We start from the raw sequence: 23439 nt of genomic DNA on the forward strand, positions 1-23439 counted from the left end.
GGCACCCTCCCCAGCACCGCCAAAGCGGTTGCCATCACGGTGACCAACGTCAACGATGACGCCTCAGTATCTATCGCTGCTATCTCTGCCAGCAAGGCAGAAGGTCAAAACGGGATTACCAAATACACCTTCGCGGTGACCCGGACGGGCGACAACAGCACCGCGCAAACTGTAAAATGGGCTGTAACGGGTTCCGGAGCTAATTCGGCTTCGGCAGCCGATTTCATTGGTGCCGTGCTGCCCACTGGCACGATAAGTTTCGCCGTTGGCGAGAGCCACAAGACCATCTCCATTAATGTTGCGGGCGACACCTCTGTCGAGAATGATGAGGGCTTCAAGGTCACGCTGAGCCATGCCAGCAAAGGTTTGGAACTGGGCACTGCCTCTGCCATGGGCACCATTCTTAATGATGACATCGCTGTTGCTGCCGGAACGAAGGGCAATGACAAGCTAACTGGCACATCCGCTGACGATACGCTTAATGGGTTGGCTGGTAATGATCTATTGGATGGCGGCTCGGGCAACGACCTTCTAGACGGTGGGGCCGGGGCTGATACCATGATAGGTGGTACGGGCGACGATCTTTACATCGTGGACAATGTCAGGGACCGGGTCATTGAAAGCGCCAACGCTGGAAATGACACAATCCGGACAACCCTGTTGGCCTACACTCTTTCCCAACATGTTGAAAACTTAACATTTACCGGCACCAAAGGGTTTTCGGGAACAGGCAATAACCTGAACAACGCGATCACCGGTGGCTCTGGCAATGATGTGTTACGCGGGGCAGGTGGTGACGACGTGCTCACCGGCGGTTCTGGAGCGGATCGGCTGTTCGGGGACGATGGCAATGACCGCTTAATCGGCGGAGATGGTAACGATATTCTCAACGGCGGTGCCGGAGCCGATTTACTAATCGGCGATGGCGGAAGTGATATCTATCAATTCAATGCGGCTATCTCTGAAATCGGTATCAATGCCGGAGCCCGCGATATCATAAGCGACTTCACCAGAGGTCAGGATCGTATCGACCTTACGCTCATCGACGCCAATACAGTCTTGCGTGGTAATCAGGCATTCAGCTTTATCGGTAGCGCCAATTTCACTGCACCCGGGCAATTGCGCTATGCCAACGGGCTCCTCCAAGGGAATGTGAATAAAGATCTCGCCGCTGATTTCGTAATCGAGTTGCAAAACGGGCCTGCAAGCTTGCAGGCGGTTGACATTTTGCTCTGAACTATCGGCCGGGGGGCACAGCAAAAGCCTTGCCTCCCGGCCACTTCCCGCTGATCTGATCTGCCTAATGAGGCCAAGCTACTTTGATGTCCTTCGAAAGAACTTTCGAAGAATTTATGCCAATGATTCAACGCTGATTTCGGACCAGATGAAGCTGAACGTTAAGGCATGCGAGCGGCAGACGGCGTAAAGAAACATGCCGTCGTAAAGGGGCTGTCATCCCTAGAAGCTCGGCGCTTTTTTCAGCGGAACAGATAGTCACACCCAACGATCATTTTTCAATCAAAGACACTCAGTCGGATTAGTTGTCGACCCTATCCGGAACGAGCGAAAGTTTTTTGGGTCCTGAGAGCGATGAGTTGCCTGTCAAGCATACAATACTGCTTTGACACTATCGGCGTTCAAAGAATGCACACGCTGCACGGTCCCCGCGTACAGAAATAGCATGGCGCTCGGATATGAACGCCATGCCATCAAGGTGACGATGCAGCGGTAGGCGGCTGCACGGTTGGGGCTTATGTTATGGTTTAGAAAATGCGTTCCTCGTCACCGCCGTCAGGCACCTTGCCGTGACGCAGAGCTGCGAATGTGCCCGCGTAGTTTGCAAGCGTCTGCATCGACCCAGATGCTATGACCTCGCCAATCGCCTTTGCCGCTGCGCCAACGGGCAAACCGATTGTATGATCGTGACTGATGCATTCCGCGTCGAACACGCGGTTTGCAGTGGTGATGCCCCAGCACAACGCGCCAACGTTATGATACGCTAAAAGAGTTTCGCTGAGCTGATCACGATAATAACGCGTGTGACGATGGCCGGGAACGCAGAAATCGTCCATGGTCATGCGATCACCGATTGGGCTTGGCCACGGCCAACGCACTGGCGAACCGATGAAGCGCATGTCGTCAGGCGTGGCCTTGGTGCTCATGGTCAACTCCTTGGCCGTGAACGATGGCAGCGTATAGACCGAGTTAAATGCAAGCATGCGGAACGGGCTGCTGGTATCATAGCTGATGCGCAGGTTGGGGTTGATGTGGGTATTGATGGCGCGCTGCAATGCAGTCAGCAGAACTGCCGTATCCAGTTCGCAAGTGCCGAGCACATGGATCCAGTTCTTGCCGTCGAGCTGCCCCTCGTCGGCCATGATCAGGATGCGGCGGCACACCTCATTGAAATTGTTGCGCAATACGCCGCCAAACGCCCAGCCTTCAAAATCAAAAGTCTTAACGTGATCGTACCACGTGTCGGCCTCTGCCTGATTGTTGCCCTGAAGGACGTTAAGGAAACGAGTGTGCGGGTTCTTGCGATTTGCCGCGAAAAACTTGAGGTGATCTAGCGTTTCCGTCAGACATTCCGCCGTGCTCTTGAAGCGGTACTGCGCGGGGTTCTTTATCACCGGAAACGTTGGCACATCCAGCGTCATTGCAACATCGGCCGTCGTTTCAAGCCAACGCAAAATGCGCAAACGATCACGCATGCCGTCGATATGAGAGCGGCCAGTGGCAATTTGATAGCCGCCGCTGTCACCAATTATAAGCGTACCCGAACGATCACGCTCGGTAATGATGCAGGGTTTACGTTGATTCAACGCTTGCCCCGCCGAGGTCATGGCGTGGCTTAGGCGCATCAAGGGATTTGCAGAGTCAAGGAAGTTCAGGTCGCTTGCAGCAATGCCCTTGGGCAATGCGCGGGACCACTGCCCTTCATGAACCGCTGTGGCAAAACCCGGCGAAATCGACGGGACATAGATTGCCTGATCACGAGGGGTGGGGTCATCGACAATGTGATTGGGAACCTTGGGATAGGGCATAGCTTCGCCGATATGGAAAATCGCGTCCATTGAATTTCTCCAGATATTGAGTTGCTCAAGATGTAGGGGGTGGGTGACGCGCGCTTAGCCGCGCGCCACCCGGCAAGTGCTTACTTACTGACCTTAATGTACTTCATGCATTTGTCTTTGAGACCATCGAGCTCGTGGATGGCAGGCAGATAGACGGCGTAGTCACCCACCTCGTCATCCCACGTAACTGCCAGTAGACCAGTAGGGTCGGCGCTCATCGAGCAGCAATCGACGTCGAGTTCGATCAGCTTTGTAAACAGGTCGACGATGTCACGCGGGCGCATTTGCAGTGAGACGGAACCGTTGAGCTTGTCATCGACCACGAAATTCTTGTGGCCGAAAGCTTCGTGACCAACCGTAAACGTGCTGCCGTCGAATGAGAGGGTCAGCTGCTTTTTGACCTTCGAATCATCTTTTTTCGTGCGCTTCCATTGGCAGAGGTATTCGCTGAAGATCGCGCGCAGATGTTCCTGTTTCAACGTGATCGTCGAGGCGGGATCGTAACTATCTTTCACGGAGACAGGACGATTTGCCTCGGTGAACAGCGACTGCCACTCGAAGATCAAAGTTTTTGCATTGTCGCCCAGCTTAGTCGTTGCCTCCCACACAACCGGCGCGCTTCCAATGTCCTCCATTGCTTGCAAATCGAGAAACACACGCTTTGTTGGATCACGCAGTTGCTTGCCCAATTCCAGGCCTGCATCTGCCTTGAGCATCAGCGCCTGCCCCTGTTGCACAGAGCCAATTGTTACGCCCGTCTTGGGATAGGCATGAATAACAGCAGATGCTTCCGTATAGCGCGCCGAGATGGATAGATCAGTGCGCCCCGCCTGCCCGACGAGACAGAAGCTGCGCGCGACCTTGAACTTCTTGCCCGTACCGGCGGTGTCATTGATATTGCTGTCGCGACCCTCGCGCACCAATTCGCCAAGGCTGAACGCACGTGCAACGAAATCGACCATCGGCGAAGGCTTGCCGATGACGGTGCTGTCGATTTTGAGCAGCATGTCATCGGCCTCGTTGTCGTTCAATGCCAGCTCACCGCAAACAGTGACCTGATCGCCATTAGGACGACCGACGAGGAATACGTAGCCATCCTTCTCAAACTTTGCCTTGAAGGCTAGCTGACCTGTATCCGCCAGGGCAACGGCTTCCTTGATCTTGGTGAGCTTGGCTTCACGCACATTGTCGTCGTTTGCAGCTTCGGAGTTACGCACCTTGTCGATTGCTGCGTCGAACCCGCCCGCATCGGTCAAAAGCGCAACGATTGTGCCAACCGAAATGTCGCAACCCAGCTCGTTCTTGTGCTGCTCAATATACTCCAGCACCTTTGCATAGCGCGAGACATGTGATGCGTCCGAAGGCTTCTTGAAGCCGAAGACGAATTTTACGATGCGCGTGAAATTGCTTGAACCATCACGAGCCTCGAATTTGACCTGCTTGAGTGCAGCCCATTGCGCTGCCGTCAATTTGCCATCGGCGATTAGATTCTCCTTTTCTGTCGCCGAGGGATTTTCGTTCATCGTGTTTTTCGCGTATTGCTTGGCACGGTTACGGCGGGTTTCCACAGCCGTATTGTGAGCGTCAATCAGCGAGTTGCAGTTTTTGATTTGTTCCATGAGCCACGTGCGCATGTAGGTTTCAGCGTGCAGTGACTCGCCATGATACCAAACGAGGTACGCATTTGCGGCGGACTTCATCGCGCTGGACTTGTAATTGGCATATTCAGTTTGAGCAGCAACGATCAGGCCATTGAGTTGGTCAACAGTCGGTGGCTGGGGCGGCAAGATGTTTTCAGCAGTGTTCATTATTGGTACTCCTCTGCAGAGCACACCTTTGTGGTATGCACCAAGCAGGCATCTGCTGGCGGGAGTTCATCTATTTTACTTCACGCAGCGAATCATCAAAGCACACCCTCGGTCAAAGGGCGCTGACGCTTGACCGACATTGAATTTCTGGAAGGAAGCCTATGAGCCAGATGAGTGCGATGGAGCGGGCTGAACGCCATCGTCTCGGGCTTCCTGACGACGTAGCGTTGCCCGAGCAGCACCAGCCGCAGGCTGTCGGGCCGCTCCCCATTGGCAAAGCGGACCCGCGTGGACCATTCGGCAACAAGGCACTGGGGCCCGATCACGAACCATATACGGGCAATGTCTATTTCTACTGGTTCGCATACATGCGTGAACTACCTAAATACATTTCTGCGTTGAATCATATAGATAAATTTAAGTCGCGCCGGATCATTTGCGAATTTGATATCAAGGAGGAGGATGATTTCACTTCCTGGTGGGACCGGAAAGGTGAGGATCTATTTTACGACCTTTACGAGGATGAATCACACGCAATCGAGGTAGGTCATGACACGAAGAAACGCGCCCTTGGCGATGGCCTGCTAGTTTATTTGCCCATAGACGGCAACATTGCGGACATGCTCAATGAGGTTGAGGACATGTTCACGCAAAAGAGACGTTCGCTCCAAAGCAGATACCCCGAGCTTTCTCGCAAATATGCACTGCACCAAGGGCGCTACACGGTATCAAGCCTGCATAACAAACTTGAAATTTATCGTGCCGTAATGGCTCATGCCGAGGCCTTGCGGGCGAGAGAAATCCGCCTCTACGACATCTTTTTCAAGATTGCAGACAGGCTGATTATCAGTCGAGGGTTGCGCAACGTCTCGCATGAAGCCGCAAGCCGGAACATGAGCGAGAGTTTCGATCAGGCTTGCCGCCTGCTCTACCACGTTGGCGAAGGACGGTTTCCCGATTACTCCTTGCCGCCTCAGCGGTACGACCCCCGCGACGAAGCCGCGTAAAGCGTCGAATCCCCTCGTGCCAGCGGTTTCAGCGCGTTCGTTATAGCAGCGCATAAGCCCCAGCTGCATTTGCACGGGGCTCGTCGGGCAGTTTCGGCACATTCACATCTTGAGTGTCTCAAGTTGCGCGACTGATTGCGCCGCACAGCGCCGCCACGTTTAACCGGTTTCAGCCTGCCAACTGGCCGCAGCAGCCATGGTGAGCGCCTGAAGGTGAGTGACGTATTCATCCGCGGTAAGGCGAATCTCAGAACGCAGGGGTGAATTTGAACCTTTCACCCTGTCAGCAGGTATGCCCATGGAGATCGCAGTGTGGGGTAGGCAATAGGCTTGGCATAGGAAGAGTTGTGCACGTGATTGGTAATACGCTGTGAGCATGACGCGGCCTCGGGGCCACAACCTTACGCGAAAGTCGGCGGTGTGCTTGGCCGTGGAATAGGCTTTAAGCCCGGTACTCGGGTTACAGAACGCTTCCAACGCGCGTGTCGCATCCACCGCAGCCGCATTGGGCAAGAGCCTGTAGTAAATATCCAATTCCATGATCGTCCGCCATCGTTTGGGTAGATGCTATTCCAAGGCTGTACCGTTGACCAGCAGATATCTCTTTTCACATCAGACAAAAAATCTGGAGAATTCAGGTAGACATAACAATGCCTTGGCAGCATCGATGCTTCGTGAACAGATGGAGAACGATATGTCATTTCTTGCAAAATTGAACCTCAAGACCGTGCAGCGCATCAACCACACAGACCCAGTGATTGCGCGGCGCGAAAAGCTGTTGGCAGGCATCGCTGAACAGCATTTTGCTCTCGATGCCATGCTCTGTGGCGGGCACTACGTAACGGAAGTAACCCGTTGGCGGAAAAATGAGGCTGGTGAGCGGGTGCAGGTGGACATCAAAAAGCGCGTTCGCCCGTGGTTCTTTCAGCAGGACAACGGCTGGTATGTGCAATGCCGCTATGGCGCTCGGGTGCTCACCATCAATGGCAAGAGCAACGCGGTATTCGTGGCCAAGCTGGACGAAGTCGCCAAGGTGCTTGAGGCCTTCAAGGCTGCCACAGAAAGTGGCGAACTCGATGGTGCTGTGGTGGCCGCTATGAGTAAGGCATCTAAGGCCTGAGCGGCGTAGCCACTCTGCCCTTGTCTAGGGACTCAAAAAGTTTCACATTTTGAGTAAGGTCTGTGCAACTTCGAGTTCGGACGAACTTGCACAGGCACTATTTGAGGTGCCGAAGTTTCACATAAGCTCCTGTTAAAATGAGGAAAAATTTGGGTTTTGAACTACTGCGACTGAGTGGTACGCCTTGTTGCACACCGTGTAAGGTCAAAAAATATTTTCATTGAAAAAACACTGAAAATTCAACACGTTAGATTTTAGGTATTTACACAAATGTTACACACTGGAATTTATGCCGAGTAAGCCATTGATTTATAAGAGAAAATAATTGCTAAATTATGAAATGGGAGTAGGCGCAGCCCCTTGACCAAGCTGCTTGGCCAAGGCATTTTTGCGGCATGACCATTCACGTCAACATCGGCGAGGCGAAAACGCGGCTGTCAGAGCTTTTGGCAGCCGCCGCGCGTGGGGAAGAAGTGATTGTTAACAAGGCGGGCGTTCCGTTCGCGACACTTGTTCCCACCCCTGAAGCGATGGCGATGGCACGCGATTCGCGCGCGGCAAAACGGCGCGCTGCGTTTGGCTGTCTTGCGGAAAAGTACAAGGACCATCCGCCGGAGGCTTTTGATGTGCCCTTATCGATGACGAACGAGGACTACCAAGCCCGGATAGCCCGCAAGCTTAAGTGATCTTGGCGACATGCGGCTTCTGATCGATACCCACATTCTCGTCTGGATCGTGATGAATGATCGCAGGCTTACGGGCGCACAGCGCACGGCGCTTGCAGATCCCGAGAATGACATCGTGCTCAGCGCCGTGAATGCATATGAACTTGCACATCTCCAAAAGACTCGCCGCATTCCCATTGATGAGTCAGTCGAAACGCTACGCGAGCTTGTAGGCTTCGAACTTGCTGATTTGCCGTCCGACGTTTGGCGCTATGTTGAAGTGTTGCCTGACATACACCGTGATCCGCTAGACCGCTTGCTAATCGCTCATGCGCTTTCAACCGCCATGACGGTTATCACCGCAGATGAAATCATCCGTCGCTATCCAGTGCCTTTTCTCTAAACCGCCATGAACTTCCCCGCAGCGCGGTCCTTGCGCACTTTCAGCCCGTCAAACACCTGCCCGCTCATCGCGATCCATACGCCGGGGGCGGCGACTTGCGCGGTGGCAAACGCCATGCCGAGGTTGAACGGGGCGTCGGTCTCGGCAAAGCGCGCGGGCGAAATCGCGCCGGTCAGCACGATGGTCTTGCCTGCAATGTCGGCCAAGGTCTTGGCGGTGTCGGTCATCGTATCGGTGCCATGCGTGATCACCACACGGGTTTCGGGCGCTTCACGTACGGCAGCGGCGATCAGATCGCGGTCAGCGTCGATCAGTTCGAGGCTGTCCTTGCGCATCAGTTCCATCACCCTGACCGGCAGGGCGACGCGCGCTTGTTCCAATACCGCCGGAATGCCGCTTTCGACGATCTGGTATTCGCTCAGCGCGTCGAAATAGGCCTTGTCGATAGTGCCGCCGGTGGTCAGCACAAGGATGGGTTGTTGTTGCATGGCAGGGCTTTAGCGGGGCCACCCGCACACAGCAACGGCGGCAGGGCAAATGACCCTGCCGCCGCACTTTATACCACTTCTCAGAAGCGGTCGGCGTTCATCACTTTGGTCCAAGCCGCCACGAAATCGGCGGTGAACTTTGCCTTGGCGTCGTCCGAGGCATAGACTTCGGCCACAGCGCGCAGTTCCGAATTGGAACCGAACACCAGATCGACCGGGGTGGCTGTCCACTTGGCCGCACCGCTGGTGCGATCCTTGCCTTCATAGACCGCCGGATTGGCCGCAGACTTTGCCCAAACCGTGTCCATCGACAGCAGGTTGGTGAAGAAGTCATTGGTCAACGTGCCAGGACGGCTGGTGAACACGCCTGCGGATGATCCGCCAGCGTTGGCACCCAGCACGCGCATACCGCCCAGCAGCACAGTGGTTTCAGGCACCGTCAGGCCGAGCATGTCGGCCTTGTCCACCAAGGCTTCGACCGGACCCTTATAGTCGTCTCCGGCAAAGTAATTGCGGAAGCCATCCGCCTTGGGTTGCAGGTAATTGAACGATGTGACGTCGGTTTGCGCCTGTGTGGCATCGACGCGGCCCGGTGCAAACGGAACGCTCACGTCTTGGCCTGCCGCCTTTGCTGCCTGTTCGATCGCCGCATTGCCGCCAAGCACGATCAGATCGGCAAGGCTGACTTTCTTGCCGCCGGTCGCGCCCTTGTTGAACGCGGTGCGGATCGCTTCCAGCTTTGCGGTCACTTTGGCAACTTCTGCCGGATCATTGACCGCCCAGTCCTTTTGCGGAGCCAGACGCAGACGTGCGCCGTTGGCACCGCCGCGCATATCGGTGGAGCGGAAGCTGGAGGCCGATGCCCATGCGGTGCGGACCAGTTCCGCTGTGGTCAGGCCAGACGAAAGGATGCTGCTTTTCAGTTGCACCACATCATCATTGCCGATCGCGGCATAGTCCGCCTTAGGCAGCGGGTCCTGCCACGTCATGGTCACGGTCGGCACGTCCTTGCCAATGTAGCGCGCTTGCGGCCCCATATCGCGGTGAGTCAGTTTGAACCACGCGCGGGCAAAGGCATCGGCGAAGGCTTGCGGATTCTTCTGCCAACCTTGCGTGATCTTGCGGAAACCGGGGTCTTCGCGCATCGCGATGTCGGTGGTGAACATGATCGGCGCGTGGCGCACATCGGGGCGATGCGCATCAGGCACCAGCGTTGCCGCCGCAGGGTCCTTCGGAATCCACTGTGTCGCGCCGGCCGGGCTTTTGGTCTTCACCCATTCAAAGCCATAGAGGTTATCGAGATATTGCGTGGTGAAGGCGATGGGATTGGCCGACCATGCCCCTTCAAGACCGCTGGTGACGGTGTCTTCAGCATTGCCCTTGCCGCACTTGTTGGCCCAGCCAAGGCCTTGCTGTTCGATCTTTGCGGTGCCGGGATCAGCCGCAACGCATTCCTCAGGCTTGTGCGCGCCATGCGCCTTGCCGAAGGTGTGGCCACCCGCGATCAAGGCTGCGGATTCCTCGTCGCTCATCGCCATCGCGCTGAATGCACGGCGGATGTCATTGGCGGCTGCCAGTGGATCGGGCACGCCGTTCGGGCCTTCGGGGTTCACATAGATCAAGCCCATCTGCGTTGCAGCCAGCGGCCCCTTCAGATTGCCTTTGGCATCACGGCGCTTGTCTTCAAGCAGCTTGGTTTCAGGGCCCCAGAATACCAGATCAGGCTGCCAGGCATCAATGCGGCCTCCTGCAAAGCCCAATGTCTTGAAGCCCATGTCTTCCATGGCGACATTGCTCGAAAGCACCATCAGATCGCCCCATGAAAGCTTGCGGCCATACTTCTGCTTGATCGGCCAGACGAGGCGGCGGGCCTTGTCCAAGTTGACGTTATCGGGCCAGGAATTGAGCGGTTCGAAGCGCAGTTCACCGCCATCGGAACCGCCGCGCCCGTCACCGGTGCGATAGGTGCCTGCGCTGTGCCATGCCATGCGGACAAAGAACGGGCCGTAATGGCCATAGTCGGCTGGCCACCACGCTTGCGATGTCTTCAGCACTTTGCGGATATCGGCCTTCACAGCCTCCAGATCGAGCGAGGCGAATTCTTTGGCGTAGTCGAAGTCCGGCCCATAAGGATTGGCCTTCGCCTCGTTCTGGCGCAGCGCGGTCAGATCAACGCTTTTGGGCCACCACTCTTTGGCTGCGGGGCTTTCGGTGGCGGTATCGGCATGGGCCGAGCCTGCAACGGCCAGCGGCGAGGCCGCCGCCATCAGCGCAATCAAAGCGATCCTGCGGATTGTCATTTCATCTCTCCTCTTGTTCTCACCCAATCTCGATCAGGCACAACAATTGGGTAGATCACAGGTTCAGCGCTGCCCAACGGGTTTAACCCATCACAGTAATCGACAAAAGCGTTCAATATGCCAAAATTGCGTAATATTTCCGATAGAGCGGCGCAACTTTTGGGCGAATGAAGCGGGCAAACGCTGTCCTCTCGGACGGCGGACGGGCAAAAGCGAGGGCTCGTCGCCGCAATACACAGACTGAAATGTGCAATATCAGCTCTCATATTTACTTTTGTGCAGAGTATTAGAGCGCCTTGCTACAATCACGGTGACCCAGATTGGTTGAAAAGCGCTCTAAGCATACGAAGCCGTAAAAGGACGCGCTGACATGGGTATCCGCGCGAACCGGTGCCCGATGATGCTGCAAATCGCCTCGCGCGGACGGTCGGCATGATTGTGGGCAATGCGGTTACGACACCGCCGAGCGAGGCTGCTGGATGCTCAAGATTGGCGGCAAGGTACGCTATCGCGGGGATCGAACGCCGTTGCCCATGATTGCCCTTCCGGTCTTCGGATACAAGTCGGACATCAGCATCGACCGGTGCTTCGGCTTCATCCGGGAGATGACGGTCACCTCGGCTTTAGCCGCCGATGGGCGTCTTCTCCGGCAGGTCGTCAGCACGGACAACGCCGGCTCCGAAGTCTGGGCAGACAGCGCCTATCGCTCAAAGCGCAACGAGAAGTGGTTGTCTGATCGTATGCTCACGTCCCGAATTCACCGGCGCAAACCCAAGGCTAAGCCCGTGCCGAAGCGAAACTCGCCCTTTGCAACTTGGCCTACAACTTCAACAGGCTGATCTTCCACGAACGCCGCCAAAGCATGGGATGACCCTGCCTGAAACCCGCGCAAAACGAGTGGAAGCGACCGAAACGACCCCGGAACGGATCAACAACACGCCTGTAAACGACGGGGAGCATCAGAATTACCCGGTTTTTGCGAGTGTCCAGCTTTATTATAAGGCGCAAAAAATCGATTGCGAAAAATCAAAAATAAGCCAACCACCCGAAGAATAATTTCGAATATTTAACAAATTCTCATTTTGTCCCTATGTTGGTGGATAATGGAAACTCCACCTATCATTAAATCTGCTGGCCTGGATATTTCAAAACAATGGCCCATTACCATAGTGATGGGCCATTGTTTCGCGTTTCAATTAATATTTTACGTGCTTCTCAATCCTCGCCTCGTCGAATAACTCTTGTTGGCCCGGCATAAGGGCGCCGACGTGGACCTTGCCACGAGGTATATCAATCACGAGCGCAACGTGTCCTGTCCGGCCAGGTATCATCCAGTGAACCAGGTACAAGCCAGGGCGGACCTTTTGGGCGCGGTAAGGTAAAGCGCGAACTGGGTTATTTGACTCGCCGAGAAGCTGAAAACTCAATCGGTCATCATAAAAGCGGATACGGTAGCGGCGACCCGTGGGGTATTGATATTCGAATTGATGACCGTCGAGTTCCTGAGTCGAGTTCTCCCCGATCTCATCCGGCCGGGATCCGGGCGCAATTTGATTGGGGACGGTGTTTATTTCCGGCTTGCCGGTGACCATGCCACGATTCGGTTCAGTGACCAAATTATCGTTCGGTATTGTGGCGCATGAAACTGTGGGAAAAGCAACGCATATGGACAATGCCATTAATACGGATCTATTTATGCGCATCTTCAATCTCCTCTTGTCTTTTATTTATTATGTTTCAATATAAGCTTCGCTATTTTTCAACTAATATCTGGTCGAAAAATATCATATATTGGACGTTAAATAAAACTATTTTTCTTTGACACGCAGGCCGAGTAGTTCAGCCGCATTAAGCCCCAAAATCTTCTTGCGGTAACCTTCGCCTAGCCGTGCATGAAAGCCAACCGGGTCCGGCTCCGCCATATCGAATGGATAGTCGCTCCCCATACAAAGCCGGTCGGCGCCATATGCGTGTATCAAGTTATCGAGTTGGTCCTGATCGAACACCAGTGTATCGAACCATATCCTGCGCAAGTAGCTCGATGGCACATGAAGGCATCCGGCGCTGCAATCGCTTCGGTTGCGCCAGCCATGATCCATTCTGCCCCAGTAGCCGGGCAAGTAGCCCCCACCGTGAGCGACGCAGATACGGAGGCCTGGGAAGTTATCAAGCACACCCCCAAAAATTAAGTGGCCGATCGCCAACGTGGACTCGAGTGGATTACCGATAATGTTATTGAAGTAATAGCGCTTCATTCGTTCGCCATGACTAAATCCGATGGGGTGCAAGAAAACAAGGACGCCCAATTTTTCTGCTTCCGCCCAAAAAGGTCTAAAAATCGGATCGTCAAGATCTATTCCATTGACATTGGTGCTGATTTCAATTCCCCGAAAATCCAGGGTGTTGATGCACCGCCGCATCTCCGTGATTGCAAATTCCACATTTTGCATTGGCACCGTGCCCATGCCGACTAGGCGATCCGGGTGTGTGGCGACAGCCTCCGCAACGGTTTCGTTGATTAGCCTTGCTGCATCTCGACCAATTTCAGCGTCGAGATGATAATAATACTGTCCGGGGTTGGGTGACAGAGCCTGCACGTCCACGCCGAGTCGATCCATATCCGCAAGGCGCTGCTCTACGGCGCATAGTTTCGGAGCGATTGCAGCAAACTGGCGGCCATTCACAGCATCGGTTTCTGGCGTCGAGAAATTCGCTATGTCAGGTGGCGGTCCAGCGTTCTCCGATCCGACTATCCGAATAGCGCCGGGGACGCCGAGATGGGCGTGAATATCGACGACAAGGGTCTGACCGCTTACGCGAACAGGTCTTGCGCGTTGATTGCCGCAGAGGGTTATGGTCGAACTCATGACATCCTTTTGGTGATCGCTCGGCAGGCCACTGAAATCGCCCCCTTGTCTAGTTACCATCGCTGACGAGCGTGCCGCCATCCACTATGAGATTATGTCCTGAGACAAAGCCAGCTCCTGGGGACGCCAGGAACAGAGCCGCTGCTGCAACCTCCCAAGGCTCGCCAACCCGGCGCAGCGGCGTACTCTGCAGCCTCTTTTGCGACGCTTCGGGATCTGTCAGGATGCCCGATGCCCACGCCGTTGCGATCAACCCGGGAGAAATGACATTTGCCGTAACACCATACGGTCCCCATTCCACCGCAAGGTTCCGGGCAAGTTGTGCTAGCGCTGCCTTAGTCAAACCGTAGAGGCCGACTGACTTGTTGCCACGCAGACCAGCGATGGAAGAGGTCAGGACGATCCGTCCCTGTCGACGTTCCGCCATCTGTGGCGCAACGAGCCCCGTAAGGCGGAGTGGGTGCTGGAGGTTGACTGCAAATGTCTGGTCGTAGGCGTCGTCGTCGGCTTCGCCCATTGGACCGAAATGAGGGCAAACGCCAGCATTACAAATAAGCACATCAATCGGCCCTAGCGCTGCATTTGTATGCGAGACTAAGGTCTCGAGCTCCGCCGGAGACCGCACATCACAGGCCACACCAATAACCTTGGGCCCGTGGCGGGCGAGGCGTTCGGCTACCGCATCACATTCGCCGGCCTCGTCGCTAGACACGATAACATTGGCGCCGGCATCGACGAACGCCTCTGCCATTGCAAGACCGATCCCGCGCGTCGCACCAGTGATTAGGACCGATTTGCCCTCCATCCCGAAATAGCGCTTCAAATTTTCCGACATCAGTGTGTCTCCGAAAGACCATCCAGCACGCGCGACATAAAGCGCTCGACCTTGCTATCGTGAACAAATCCTACGCGCTCTGTCGCAGGAGTGAACGGTGGCGGAGGCGTTCGAGCCCTATTTCCTTGGATGCTTCGGGCGTGCTTCGCACCAGTGCGGGATAATAATCGAGCGACCGCCGCTGTTGTGTCGCCTGACTATCTTGCGAAAAAGGGATTTCATGAATTTTCCTAAACATAAGCTTTCGGCGGCGGCGGCTCCGGACCATAGCAAACTGAAAAGCAAAGAGGTGCAAATGACGCGTAGGATGTCGTTTTAGACACTTGCACCGATATCGCGACGACAATTCCACTTCACCCAGTCATGCAGTGGCTATTGCCTTATGCATTGAAACTAATGAGAAGCCTTTGGGGAAATCCGCAATTAGAAAAATGACCTATCTTACATAACCCTGATGCGAATTTCATCAGGCCAAGGATGCAATTTGACGCATCAATCATAATTCTATTTTCCTGACTCTCATTTGCCAATCAGTTTGATTGCGAAGCGCCACCTCAATATCAATCAACCCCAAGGAACTCACCTTGGCTGCTGTTGCAAATTTTTTACACGACGCCTGCAAATGCGAGCAACTGTTTTTACCAATTAAAGACTATTGGTTTTTCCTATGCTCGGTGAGGTGCCAAAAGGAAAATGGTCATCGGACTCTGACCGGAAAGAAGGCGCCCGCCGAGAAGTCGGAGCAGTCATAGGGGTGGAAAGACTCCAGCACGGAAGCGACGAAGAGAAGCTCGCGGTCCTAGACGAGGCGACGCAAGCTGACGCCCGCAAACAAGCTTTGGGAGGAAGGCGGGACAAGATCTCTCCTAATACCTTGAGGACTTTGGCGATGGAGGGCACCAAACGTCAAGATCCAAGGCATTACCCTGGGCCGAACCACGAGGCCTCTATTCCCGCCTGCTGGAAGCTACAGGAATGCTGCAGCCACAAATAGATCGTTCGGTTCGCACAGTGAACGACAGGAGTGAACACCATAGTCGGTTAGGATGCTCACTCCTATGTCATTTAAATGAGTTGGCTTTCTAGGGAGATGAAATTGGAACAGCCCAAACTACTTGTCCACGACCACAAAGATATGGTCGGCGTCGTCGTGGTCGAAGATTTGGTCGCGGACAACGATGTCCTTGCGGTCATTACCGAAGACAATTCCAGCATTCGGATTGATGTGCTGCAGGCTGTACCTATCGGCCACAAGATCGCGCTGCGTGACATCGCGGATGGCGAAACCATTATCAAATATGGTCAGGACATCGGCAAGGCGGTGGCCGCAATTCGCAAGGGCGAGCACGTCCATACACACAATGTCAAAACGAAGCGGTGGTGATCATGAGTCAAGATTATACAGACCTCGAATTTCAGGGCTGGCGGCGTGAGAACGGCCGCATGGGTGTGCGCAATCATGTCATCATCCTGCCTCTCGATGACCTTTCCAACGCGGCTTGCGAGGCCGTCGCCAACAACATCAAGGGCACCATGGCCATACCGCACGCCTATGGACGCCTTCAGTTCGGCGAAGATCTCGAGCTGCACTTCCGCACCCTGATCGGCACCGGCAGCAATCCCAATGTCGCGGCGGTGGTTGTCATCGGCATCGAGGATCAGTGGACCAAACGCGTCGTTGATGGGATCGCTGCTACTGGCAAACCGGTGACGGGTTTTGGCATCGAGGGCACTGGCGACATCATGACGATTGCAAAGGCTTCCCGTGTTGCCAAGGACTATGTCCAGTGGGCAAGCGAGCTGCCGCGCGAGACGGCCAAGCTCAGTGAACTGTGGATTTCCGCCAAATGCGGCGAGTCCGACACGACCACCGGTCTGGCCTCCTGCCCGACCGTAGGAAATCTCTATGACAAGCTGATACCGCTCGGCCTCTATGGTTGCTTCGGCGAAACCTCGGAGATCACCGGAGCGGAGCACCTTGCTAGGGAGCGAGCGATCTCTCCCGAAGTAGGGGAAAAGTGGTATAAGATGTGGCAGTCGTACCAGGACGATGTCATCATGGCCCACAAGACTGACGACCTGTCAGACTCTCAGCCGACAAAAGGTAACATTGCGGGCGGCCTCACAACGATCGAGGAGAAGGCACTCGGCAATCTTGAAAAGATCGGCAAGAAATGCCGTTATCTCGATGCGCTCGAGCCTGCGGAAGCTCCCAGCAAAGGGGCGGGTCTCTATTTTATGGACACCTCGTCCGCTGCGGCAGAATGCGTGACGCTGATGGCAGCTGCTGGGTATGTGCTGCACCTATTTCCCACGGGGCAGGGGAACATCATTGGCAACCCTATCGTCCCGGTGATTAAGATTACCGGTAATCCGCGGACCGTTCGTACCATGGCTGAGCACGTCGATATTGATGTATCTGGCGTACTGCGCCGCGATCTCACGCTTCCCGAGGCGGGGGATAAGCTCATCGAGCTATGCGTCCGGACCGCTAACGGTCGCTTCACAGCGGCAGAAGCGCTAGGCCATCGCGAGTTCGTGATGACCAAGCTCTACCGTAGCGCTTAGTCGTCTGGATAAGCGCATGCAGCGATTCCAATTAAATGACCTGCGCGAACGTGCGGCGTCGGCGCTTATCAGCGCCGGCGCTTCACCGGCAAACGCTGCGAGCGTCGCGATGGCACTTGTAGCAGCCGAGGCGATGGGACAAACTGGCCATGGGCTAGTCCGATTGCATGCCTACGGTGCCCAGGTTCGCGCAGGCAAAGTTGACGGCGCAGCCGTTCCTACCGCGACAAGGACCCGGTCAGGCTCTGCCGTCATTGATGCCGCCAACGGTTTTGCCTATCCTGCTCTGGATCTGGCGGTAAAACTGTTGCCCGAGCTCGCGAAGGATGCAGGTATTGGAGCGGTCGCAATCACCCGTTCTCATCATTGCGGCGCCGCTGGACTTCCGGTGCGGGCACTGGCGGAACAAGGGTTAATCGCGCTGATGTTCGCCAATACGCCAGCGGCCATGGCACCGTGGGGCGGTAGCCGTCCAATGTTCGGCACCAACCCAATCGCGTTCGCATGCCCGCATGCCAGCGGAGTCCCGCTAGTCATCGACCTATCGCTATCAAAGGTTGCACGAGGGAAGATCGTAGCTGCGCAGAACGAAGGTCGCTCCATCCCATCAGACTGGGCGTTCGACGCGGCTGGACGGCCGACAACCAACCCCAGGGATGCTCTGGGTGGGACAATGGCACCCGCAGGAGAGGCTAAGGGAGCAGTGCTCGCGTTGATGGTCGAGATTCTTGCTGCGGGTCTCTGTAACGCGAATTTCGGCGTCAAAGCATCATCGTTCTTAGATGCGGAAGGCCCGCCACCGGGGACAGGCCAACTCCTTCTTGCCATTGACCCCTTCGCGTTCGGCGGAACAGCCGCCCTCTCTCATATTGCGGATTTTCTTAACATGATGAGTGAGATGGATGGAGTGAGGATACCAGGCCAGAGCCGCGCCGAAGCCCTATGCAGGGCAGAGGCCGACGGTCTGGATTTGTCCGATTCTGCGGTGGCGAACCTTCAATGCATGTAACGTTGCCGCTACTCAGCGATGACGGGGTTTACAAGTTCGCCAAGCGACGTGGCGGAGATCGAAACGACATCGCCCGGCTTCAAGAAAACAGGCGGCTTCCGGCCCGCTCCGACACCGCCAGGCGTGCCGGTGGTCATGATATCGCCAGGTTTGAAAGCAGTGCAGCTGGAATAATATTCGATCAATTCGGGCAAATCCCAGATCAGTTCGCCCAACATCGCGTCCTGAAACACCTCACCGTTCAGGCGGCTAACCAACCGCACATCACGATAATCCGCAATTTCGTCCACAGTGACGATGTGGGGCCCCATTGGTGCGAACGTTGGGAAGCTTTTGAACATAGAATTGAGCCCGCGCAACTGGTTCGCACCGATCTTGTTTTCGGGATCAATCATCTTGAGGACCCAGTCCCGCGCCGACACATCGTTCACGATCGTGTAACCCATGATATAGTCCATCGCTTCATGCCGACTGACACGATAGCAGGGCCGACCGAAAACAACGGAAAATTCGCCCTCGAAATCCACGTGGTCCGGCGCAGCTCGCGGAATACAGATCGCTTCGTCCGGGCCAATGATGCTCGACTGCGCCTTGAGAAAGCCAACCGGTGGGTGAGCAGGCTTCTCCCGCGGCGCATCGGCATTCCAGTCTCGGGCATGGCTGTGATAGGCTTGACCATGGGCAAAGAAAACAGCTGGCTTTGGCGAAGGCGCAAGAAGTTTAACCGAGGGCCGAGCTTTCAACGCTCCGCTCTCACGCAACCGCTGCCGCTGGCCATCGCTGCCCTGTTCAATCGATTCCACAAGTCTGCGCGCTACTTCCAATCCTTCACCACCAACCAATACACGCATATCAGTATGAATTGGGCCGACCTCGGCGAGCGTCTGCTGGGCCAACCCAAAGTCGAGCACCTCGTCCGCAATGAGCGCGCCAGTTACGCCGTTGTCCCGCGCGATGGTGACCAATTTCATGCTGTTCCGCCCCACTTTTCTTGCTGCGCCGCGGCACCTATAGCCTTGCATTGCACAGGAAAACAGCGAGGAGCAATCGTGTCTGGTTCTGTCGGGCGCGCTGTGAACCGAAAAAAATGCGACCCTTTTGAAGCCACCGATGGGCGAATTGCTGCCACGCTCCGTAAACGACGCCGATTAGGCGACCAAACAAGGGCAACGAGATGATCAAGGAAATTAGAGCGCTGTCCCGCGGGATAGATGTGCTTCGTGCCCTCAATCAAAAGCACGTCTCGTCGGTTGTCGATCTAGCCGCAGCGACCGGGCTTTCCCGTGCGACAGTTCATAGGATGATCCAGACTTTAGTGGAATCCGGGATCGCCCGCCGAATCCCCCGATCGGGTTTAGTTTCCCTGACAGCAGCGGCGACCGAACTCGGATCGGGTTACAATGATGTTACCCGAGCAATTGAACTTATTGAGCCGCTGACGGAAACGTTGACCAATGAGGTGCACTGGCCAATTGATATACACGAAATTTCTAATGGCGCGAGCATTGTCAGGGGATCTACGACTGCCGTTTCTCCCATGTGCCCTTTCCAGACCGATCCAGGAACCTGCCTGCCCATATTGGGTTCAGCAGGTGGAAGAGCAATTGTCGCAACGCTGAGCGACGCAGACCGAGAACTGGTAATTTCTGAGGCGACCCGCCGATGGGAATGCGACGCTCGGATAGCCGCAACTCCTGGAGCGATCGACGGAATGATCACTAATATGCGAAACCGCGGATACGCATTTCGTGTCGGCGGATACGAGCCTCAAACTTTCTCGATCGCGCTTCCAGTCAGACAAAATGGAAAGCCAATAATAGCAGTAAGTATGATTTTTTTCCGGCGCGCCCTTACAGTCGACCAAGCGGCGCAGAGATATCTTTCCATGCTCAAGGAAATGATTGAGAGCGTCGAAAGCGAACTAGCCACATTGAACCGCCCCGGGAATGACGGAGGCCGTTTGGTTTAAGCTAGTGGTTCGATTGTGACATTTGCATCCCTGTGGGGATGGGTTGGAGAAAATGTCAGAATCGAACAACTAAATCCTTGCTGATACAAGATTTTTCCGGCGGGTGGATGCGCGATATTCTTCAGGAGACGACATGACCACGTTCGATCGCCGGCACTTTATTTCAGGAGCAGGTCTGTCGTTGCTGGCTGGCCCCGCACTGGGTGCAGCCAAATCGGTCACTTTGCCCTTTGGCAATGGCGCGCGGCCACTGGTGAAAATGCCGCAGAAGCGTCCGATGATCTTGCTGACATCACGCCCACCACAGCTGGAAACGCCGTTCGAAGTGTTCAACGAAGGGCTGATTACGCCCAACGATGCGTTCTTTGTGCGCTATCACTTGTCCGGTTTGCCGACCGTAATCGATCCGGCCAATTTTCGCTTATCGATTGGCGGGCACGTGGAAAAGCCGCTGGAGCTTTCGCTCGCCAAACTCAAGCGCGATTTTCCCGTGACCGAGATCGTCGCGGTCAACCAATGTTCGGGCAACAGCCGTGGCTTTGTGAATCCGCGCGTCGGCGGAGGGCAGCTTGGCAACGGGGCGATGGGCAATGCGCGTTGGCGCGGCGTTCCGCTGCGCGCACTGCTCGACAAGGCGGGCGTGCGTGAAGGCGCGCGTCAGGTGACTTTCAACGGGCTCGACAATCCGGCGCTGGATACCATCCCCGATTTCGTCAAAGCGCTCGACCTCGATCATGCGCGCGATGGCGAAGTGATGGTGGCCTTTGCGATGAACGGGGCGGACCTGCCGTTCCTGAATGGCTATCCGCTGCGGCTGGTCGTGCCCGGCCACTTCGGCACCTATTGGGTAAAGCACCTCAACGAAATCAACGTCGTGGATGCCCAGTTCGATGGCTATTGGATGAAGACGGCCTACCGCATTCCCGACAATGACTGCAATTGCCTGGTCCCCGGCCAAAAGCCTGACAAAACCAAACCCATTGGCCGTTTCAACGTCCGCTCGTTCATCACCAGCCACACAGATGGCGCCAAAGTGGCGGCAGGGCGCTTGACCGAATTGCGTGGCATCGCATTCAGCGGCGGATCGAACATTGCCCGGTTGGCGGTGTCTATCGATGGCGGACAGAACTGGCTGGATGCGCAATTGGGAGAGGATGCCGGGCGCTATTCCTTCCGCGAATGGCGTCTGGGCGTAACCCTGCCCAAAGGCGTACATGCGATCAAAGTTCGCGCCTATACCCACGATGGCGAGACACAGCCCCTTGAAGCCCGCTGGCAACCCGCAGGTTACATGCACAATGCTGTGGAAACGACGCATCTGGAGGCAGCATAATGCGCAAAGCATCCATCGCATTGATCGCGTCTGCCGCGCTGCTTTCAACAGCATTGGCCGCAAAGCCTGTGACGTTTGCGCTTCCGGAAGAAAGTGTGCCAGTTGATCTGGCCGACGCCGAAGGTGAGCCAGTGGTCAATGCCTGCTCCACCTGCCATTCGCTGGAATACATCACCACCCAGCCACGCGGCAAAGGCGCGCAGTTCTGGAAGGATTCGGTGGCCAAGATGGTCAATGTCTACAAAGCGCCACTTGAGCCTGCCGATGCAGATGCGATTGCATCTGCGCTTGCCCGCAAATTTGGCTAAGTGCCAAATCGATAAAAGCGGCGGGAAGCGATTGTGCTCCCCCCTTTGTCATTTGCAGATCAGGCCCGAGATCAGCGATCAATCACTGCACCATCAGACGGCACGCCCAGAGCACCGCCACCAAACGGACCGTTGTTTTCGGCACAGATCCGTTCGGAGTGTTCGACCTGCAATGGCTTGAGGTGGTGCGGTTTGTCTGGACAGGATGCTAAGCTAATCCTGACCTGATGGAATGGCATGTGAATGAAAACGACGAGAAAGCGCTACAGCGCCGATTTCAATGCCAAGGTGGCGCGTGAGGCAATCCGGGGCGATCTGACACTCGCAGAGCCGGCCGCCAAGCATGGCGTGCACCGGGCAATGTTGCCAGGGTTGTCAGCGAGAGCGAGGTGGAAAAGCTGCACGCCATGATCGGGCAACTGGAGGTGCAGCGGGATTATTTGGCTGTCTGGTCGCGGAGATTGCCGCTGTCGTGCTGGTGCTCCCGTGTAAAACTTGGCCCATAGCGCATCCTTCCATTCCTGCATGGATAATGCACCATCAATCCCCGGGACCAAACTTCAACCGCTGGTTCAGCCCGCCTTCGCAATCTTCACGAGCAGCGCCTCAACCTGCACTTGCGCGCCCGCCACGGCGTTCAATTCTGCAACCGTTCCATCAAAGGGCGCGGTCAGTGCGTGTTCCATCTTCATCGCTTCCAGCACCAGCAGCTTCTGGCCCTTGGTCACCGCCTGGCCTGCCGTCACATCGACCGAGATCACTTTACCCGGCATGGGCGAGAGGATCGCGCCATCCGATGCCGCGCCTGCGCCGCCGCCATCGGTGCGGGCAAAGCGCAGCACAAACTGTTCGCCGCCTTCATTGATGGTGGTTTCACGCAAGGCAGGCGACTGGTCCACCGCCGGTTCATCGCCCAAAACTGCCGCGAACTGACGCCCGAACTGGTCCGCCAGCAAGACCGCGCGGCGGGGAGCCGCGTTGAGCCGTAGCCCTGATTGGCGCGACCATGGCGCATCGCCCGGCGTTCCGGCAAGCCGCAACGCGGCCCGCCCCAGCCCTTCTGCCGAAGGTTCGGGCCGCGTGGCCAGCACTTCCAGATTGCGTTCGATCAGCCCGGTATCAACCACGCCTGCGCCAAAGGCGTCCTGCCCCAGCAAACGCCACAAGAAACCGCTATTCGAAATCAGCGGCCCGACAATGCCTTGGGCCAAGGTATCGCGCAGGCCCGCAATCGCCTCGTCACGCGTTTCGCGGTGCACGATCACTTTGGCGATCATCGGATCATAAAACGTCGATATCTCTGCGCCCGGCTCCACGCCGGTATCGATCCGCGCGTTGTCTTGCGGGAAGTGGAACTCGCTAACCCGCCCGATGCTTGGCAAAAAGCCCTTGGTCGCATCTTCGGCATAGAGCCGCGCTTCCATCGCCCAACCGTTAATCGAAAGCTCGTCCTGCCGCTTGGGCAAAGGCTCGCCGCTCGCCACGCGCAATTGCCATTCGACCAGATCGACGCCGGTGATTTCCTCGGTGACGGGGTGTTCCACCTGCAACCGCGTATTCATTTCCATGAACCAGATGCGATCAGCGCGCAGGCCTTCGCTGCCATCGGCGATGAATTCGATCGTGCCTGCGCCTTCATAATCGACCGCCTGGGCCGCGCGCACCGCCGCGCCGCACACCGCCTC

22 protein-coding genes and 2 pseudogenes are annotated in these 23439 nt (G+C 55.9%); 14 read left to right on the forward strand and 10 right to left on the reverse strand.

Annotation, left to right across the window (positions count from 1 at the left end):
- A pseudogene (locus tag IP81_RS20490) lies at nt 1-1236 on the forward strand (hypothetical protein); the annotation flags it as partial.
- Between the two features lie 527 nt (nt 1237-1763).
- Here IP81_RS20490 and IP81_RS14735 read toward each other — a convergent pair.
- Nucleotides 1764-3074, reverse strand: a complete 1311-nt coding sequence (locus IP81_RS14735; protein ID WP_054108777.1) for a hypothetical protein — start codon at nt 3072-3074, stop codon at nt 1764-1766.
- Nucleotides 3075-3154: 80 nt separating this feature from the next.
- On the reverse strand, nt 3155-4882 hold the full coding sequence (locus tag IP81_RS14740) for a hypothetical protein (RefSeq protein WP_054108778.1): 1728 nt from the start codon (nt 4880-4882) through the stop codon (nt 3155-3157).
- A gap of 161 nt (nt 4883-5043) precedes the next feature.
- Between IP81_RS14740 and IP81_RS14745 the strand changes: the two genes are divergently transcribed.
- Nucleotides 5044-5889, forward strand: coding sequence for a hypothetical protein (locus IP81_RS14745; protein WP_054108779.1), 846 nt, complete (start codon nt 5044-5046; stop codon nt 5887-5889).
- 159 nt (nt 5890-6048) lie between these two features.
- On the opposite strand, the gene IP81_RS14750 is transcribed toward IP81_RS14745, so the two are convergent.
- Nucleotides 6049-6429: a hypothetical protein gene (locus IP81_RS14750; protein ID WP_054108780.1), complete on the reverse strand. Its 381-nt coding sequence runs from the start codon at nt 6427-6429 to the stop codon at nt 6049-6051.
- A gap of 46 nt (nt 6430-6475) precedes the next feature.
- On the opposite strand from IP81_RS14750, the gene IP81_RS14755 reads away from it, so the two are divergent.
- The 3 genes from IP81_RS14755 to IP81_RS14765 all read left to right on the forward strand — a co-directional run bounded on the left by IP81_RS14755 (nt 6476) and on the right by IP81_RS14765 (nt 8077).
- Complete coding sequence (locus IP81_RS14755) at nt 6476-7009, forward strand: hypothetical protein (protein WP_197274651.1); 534 nt, start codon at nt 6476-6478, stop codon at nt 7007-7009.
- A gap of 395 nt (nt 7010-7404) precedes the next feature.
- Nucleotides 7405-7695 carry a type II toxin-antitoxin system Phd/YefM family antitoxin gene (locus IP81_RS14760; protein ID WP_054108781.1) on the forward strand — a complete coding sequence of 97 codons (291 nt, stop codon included), beginning with the start codon at nt 7405-7407 and terminating at the stop codon, nt 7693-7695.
- A gap of 10 nt (nt 7696-7705) precedes the next feature.
- On the forward strand, nt 7706-8077 hold the full coding sequence (locus tag IP81_RS14765; protein ID WP_054108782.1) for a type II toxin-antitoxin system VapC family toxin: 372 nt from the start codon (nt 7706-7708) through the stop codon (nt 8075-8077).
- Here IP81_RS14765 and IP81_RS14770 read toward each other — a convergent pair.
- Together IP81_RS14770 and katG are read right to left on the reverse strand one after the other, a co-directional pair.
- Nucleotides 8074-8565 (reverse strand): asparaginase domain-containing protein, encoded by a 492-nt coding sequence (locus tag IP81_RS14770; RefSeq protein ID WP_054108783.1) that lies wholly within the window; start codon nt 8563-8565, stop codon nt 8074-8076. The two genes, IP81_RS14765 and IP81_RS14770, sit on opposite strands and share 4 nt — an antisense overlap.
- An 80-nt stretch (nt 8566-8645) precedes the next feature.
- Nucleotides 8646-10865 carry a catalase/peroxidase HPI gene (gene katG, locus IP81_RS14775; protein ID WP_054108784.1) on the reverse strand — a complete coding sequence of 740 codons (2220 nt, stop codon included), beginning with the start codon at nt 10863-10865 and terminating at the stop codon, nt 8646-8648.
- Between the two features lie 479 nt (nt 10866-11344).
- Here katG and IP81_RS14780 point away from each other — a divergent pair, with 479 nt between their 5' ends.
- Nucleotides 11345-11704: a hypothetical protein gene (locus IP81_RS14780; protein ID WP_054108785.1), complete on the forward strand. Its 360-nt coding sequence runs from the start codon at nt 11345-11347 to the stop codon at nt 11702-11704.
- Between the two features lie 28 nt (nt 11705-11732).
- Nucleotides 11733-11921: a hypothetical protein gene (locus IP81_RS14785; RefSeq protein ID WP_054108786.1), complete on the forward strand. Its 189-nt coding sequence runs from the start codon at nt 11733-11735 to the stop codon at nt 11919-11921.
- A 140-nt stretch (nt 11922-12061) separates the two neighbouring features.
- On the opposite strand, the gene IP81_RS14790 is transcribed toward IP81_RS14785, so the two are convergent.
- The 3 genes from IP81_RS14790 to IP81_RS14800 form a co-directional block, all read right to left on the reverse strand.
- Nucleotides 12062-12457, reverse strand: coding sequence for a MoaF N-terminal domain-containing protein (locus IP81_RS14790; protein ID WP_054108787.1), 396 nt, complete (start codon nt 12455-12457; stop codon nt 12062-12064).
- Between the two features lie 216 nt (nt 12458-12673).
- The gene (locus IP81_RS14795) at nt 12674-13732 is read right to left on the reverse strand and encodes an amidohydrolase family protein (RefSeq protein WP_054108788.1); all 1059 of its coding nucleotides are present in this window, start codon (nt 13730-13732) and stop codon (nt 12674-12676) included.
- Nucleotides 13733-13781: 49 nt separating this feature from the next.
- Entirely contained in the window at nt 13782-14567 is a 786-nt protein-coding gene (locus tag IP81_RS14800; protein ID WP_054108789.1) for an SDR family NAD(P)-dependent oxidoreductase, read from the reverse strand.
- Nucleotides 14568-15663: 1096 nt separating this feature from the next.
- Here IP81_RS14800 and IP81_RS14810 point away from each other — a divergent pair.
- From IP81_RS14810 to IP81_RS14820, 3 genes are read left to right on the forward strand one after another with little or no spacing between them, the layout of a single operon-like run.
- Complete coding sequence (locus tag IP81_RS14810; RefSeq protein WP_304437631.1) at nt 15664-15951, forward strand: UxaA family hydrolase; 288 nt, start codon at nt 15664-15666, stop codon at nt 15949-15951.
- A gap of 2 nt (nt 15952-15953) precedes the next feature.
- Complete coding sequence (locus tag IP81_RS14815; protein ID WP_054108792.1) at nt 15954-17135, forward strand: UxaA family hydrolase; 1182 nt, start codon at nt 15954-15956, stop codon at nt 17133-17135.
- A gap of 16 nt (nt 17136-17151) precedes the next feature.
- Nucleotides 17152-18144, forward strand: a complete 993-nt coding sequence (locus IP81_RS14820) for an Ldh family oxidoreductase (protein ID WP_054108793.1) — start codon at nt 17152-17154, stop codon at nt 18142-18144.
- Between the two features lie 8 nt (nt 18145-18152).
- Here the strand turns inward: IP81_RS14820 and IP81_RS14825 are convergent, their stop codons facing one another.
- Nucleotides 18153-19109: a fumarylacetoacetate hydrolase family protein gene (locus tag IP81_RS14825; protein WP_197274652.1), complete on the reverse strand. Its 957-nt coding sequence runs from the start codon at nt 19107-19109 to the stop codon at nt 18153-18155.
- A 209-nt stretch (nt 19110-19318) separates the two neighbouring features.
- On the opposite strand from IP81_RS14825, the gene IP81_RS14830 reads away from it, so the two are divergent.
- From IP81_RS14830 to IP81_RS21690, 4 genes and pseudogenes are all read left to right on the forward strand, one after another.
- On the forward strand, nt 19319-20113 hold the full coding sequence (locus IP81_RS14830) for a helix-turn-helix domain-containing protein (protein ID WP_054108795.1): 795 nt from the start codon (nt 19319-19321) through the stop codon (nt 20111-20113).
- Between the two features lie 133 nt (nt 20114-20246).
- Nucleotides 20247-21446, forward strand: coding sequence for a molybdopterin-dependent oxidoreductase (locus IP81_RS14835; RefSeq protein WP_054108796.1), 1200 nt, complete (start codon nt 20247-20249; stop codon nt 21444-21446).
- Nucleotides 21446-21754 (forward strand): hypothetical protein, encoded by a 309-nt coding sequence (locus IP81_RS14840; RefSeq protein ID WP_054108797.1) that lies wholly within the window; start codon nt 21446-21448, stop codon nt 21752-21754. The genes IP81_RS14835 and IP81_RS14840 overlap by 1 nt, the downstream gene beginning before the upstream one ends.
- A 243-nt stretch (nt 21755-21997) precedes the next feature.
- A pseudogene (locus tag IP81_RS21690) lies at nt 21998-22108 on the forward strand (transposase); the annotation flags it as partial.
- A 218-nt stretch (nt 22109-22326) separates the two neighbouring features.
- Here the strand turns inward: IP81_RS21690 and IP81_RS14845 are convergent.
- Nucleotides 22327-23439, reverse strand: a 1113-nt coding sequence (locus IP81_RS14845) for a biotin/lipoyl-containing protein (protein WP_157573260.1), incomplete at its 5' end; no start/stop codon positions are given.

The sequence above is a fragment of the Novosphingobium sp. AAP83 genome (genome assembly GCF_001295795.1).
Classification (GTDB): domain Bacteria; phylum Pseudomonadota; class Alphaproteobacteria; order Sphingomonadales; family Sphingomonadaceae; genus Novosphingobium.

What these genes read in the sequence shown, in the direction of transcription:
- IP81_RS14835 (WP_054108796.1), top strand. Translation starts at nt 20,247, where the DNA reads ATGACCACGTTCGATCGCCGGCACTTTATTTCAGGAGCAGGTCTGTCG.
- IP81_RS14770 (WP_054108783.1), bottom strand. Translation starts at nt 8,565, where the DNA reads ATGCAACAACAACCCATCCTTGTGCTGACCACCGGCGGCACTATCGAC.
- IP81_RS14735 (WP_054108777.1), bottom strand. Translation starts at nt 3,074, where the DNA reads ATGGACGCGATTTTCCATATCGGCGAAGCTATGCCCTATCCCAAGGTT.
- IP81_RS14815 (WP_054108792.1), top strand. Translation starts at nt 15,954, where the DNA reads ATGAGTCAAGATTATACAGACCTCGAATTTCAGGGCTGGCGGCGTGAG.
- IP81_RS14800 (WP_054108789.1), bottom strand. Translation starts at nt 14,567, where the DNA reads ATGTCGGAAAATTTGAAGCGCTATTTCGGGATGGAGGGCAAATCGGTC.
- IP81_RS14820 (WP_054108793.1), top strand. Translation starts at nt 17,152, where the DNA reads ATGCAGCGATTCCAATTAAATGACCTGCGCGAACGTGCGGCGTCGGCG.
- IP81_RS14745 (WP_054108779.1), top strand. Translation starts at nt 5,044, where the DNA reads ATGAGCCAGATGAGTGCGATGGAGCGGGCTGAACGCCATCGTCTCGGG.
- IP81_RS14780 (WP_054108785.1), top strand. Translation starts at nt 11,345, where the DNA reads ATGCTCAAGATTGGCGGCAAGGTACGCTATCGCGGGGATCGAACGCCG.
- IP81_RS14785 (WP_054108786.1), top strand. Translation starts at nt 11,733, where the DNA reads ATGACCCTGCCTGAAACCCGCGCAAAACGAGTGGAAGCGACCGAAACG.
- katG (WP_054108784.1), bottom strand. Translation starts at nt 10,865, where the DNA reads ATGACAATCCGCAGGATCGCTTTGATTGCGCTGATGGCGGCGGCCTCG.
- IP81_RS14740 (WP_054108778.1), bottom strand. Translation starts at nt 4,882, where the DNA reads ATGAACACTGCTGAAAACATCTTGCCGCCCCAGCCACCGACTGTTGAC.
- IP81_RS14790 (WP_054108787.1), bottom strand. Translation starts at nt 12,457, where the DNA reads ATGGTCACCGGCAAGCCGGAAATAAACACCGTCCCCAATCAAATTGCG.
- IP81_RS14795 (WP_054108788.1), bottom strand. Translation starts at nt 13,732, where the DNA reads ATGAGTTCGACCATAACCCTCTGCGGCAATCAACGCGCAAGACCTGTT.
- IP81_RS14765 (WP_054108782.1), top strand. Translation starts at nt 7,706, where the DNA reads ATGCGGCTTCTGATCGATACCCACATTCTCGTCTGGATCGTGATGAAT.
- IP81_RS14750 (WP_054108780.1), bottom strand. Translation starts at nt 6,429, where the DNA reads ATGGAATTGGATATTTACTACAGGCTCTTGCCCAATGCGGCTGCGGTG.
- IP81_RS14760 (WP_054108781.1), top strand. Translation starts at nt 7,405, where the DNA reads ATGACCATTCACGTCAACATCGGCGAGGCGAAAACGCGGCTGTCAGAG.
- IP81_RS14830 (WP_054108795.1), top strand. Translation starts at nt 19,319, where the DNA reads ATGATCAAGGAAATTAGAGCGCTGTCCCGCGGGATAGATGTGCTTCGT.
- IP81_RS14840 (WP_054108797.1), top strand. Translation starts at nt 21,446, where the DNA reads ATGCGCAAAGCATCCATCGCATTGATCGCGTCTGCCGCGCTGCTTTCA.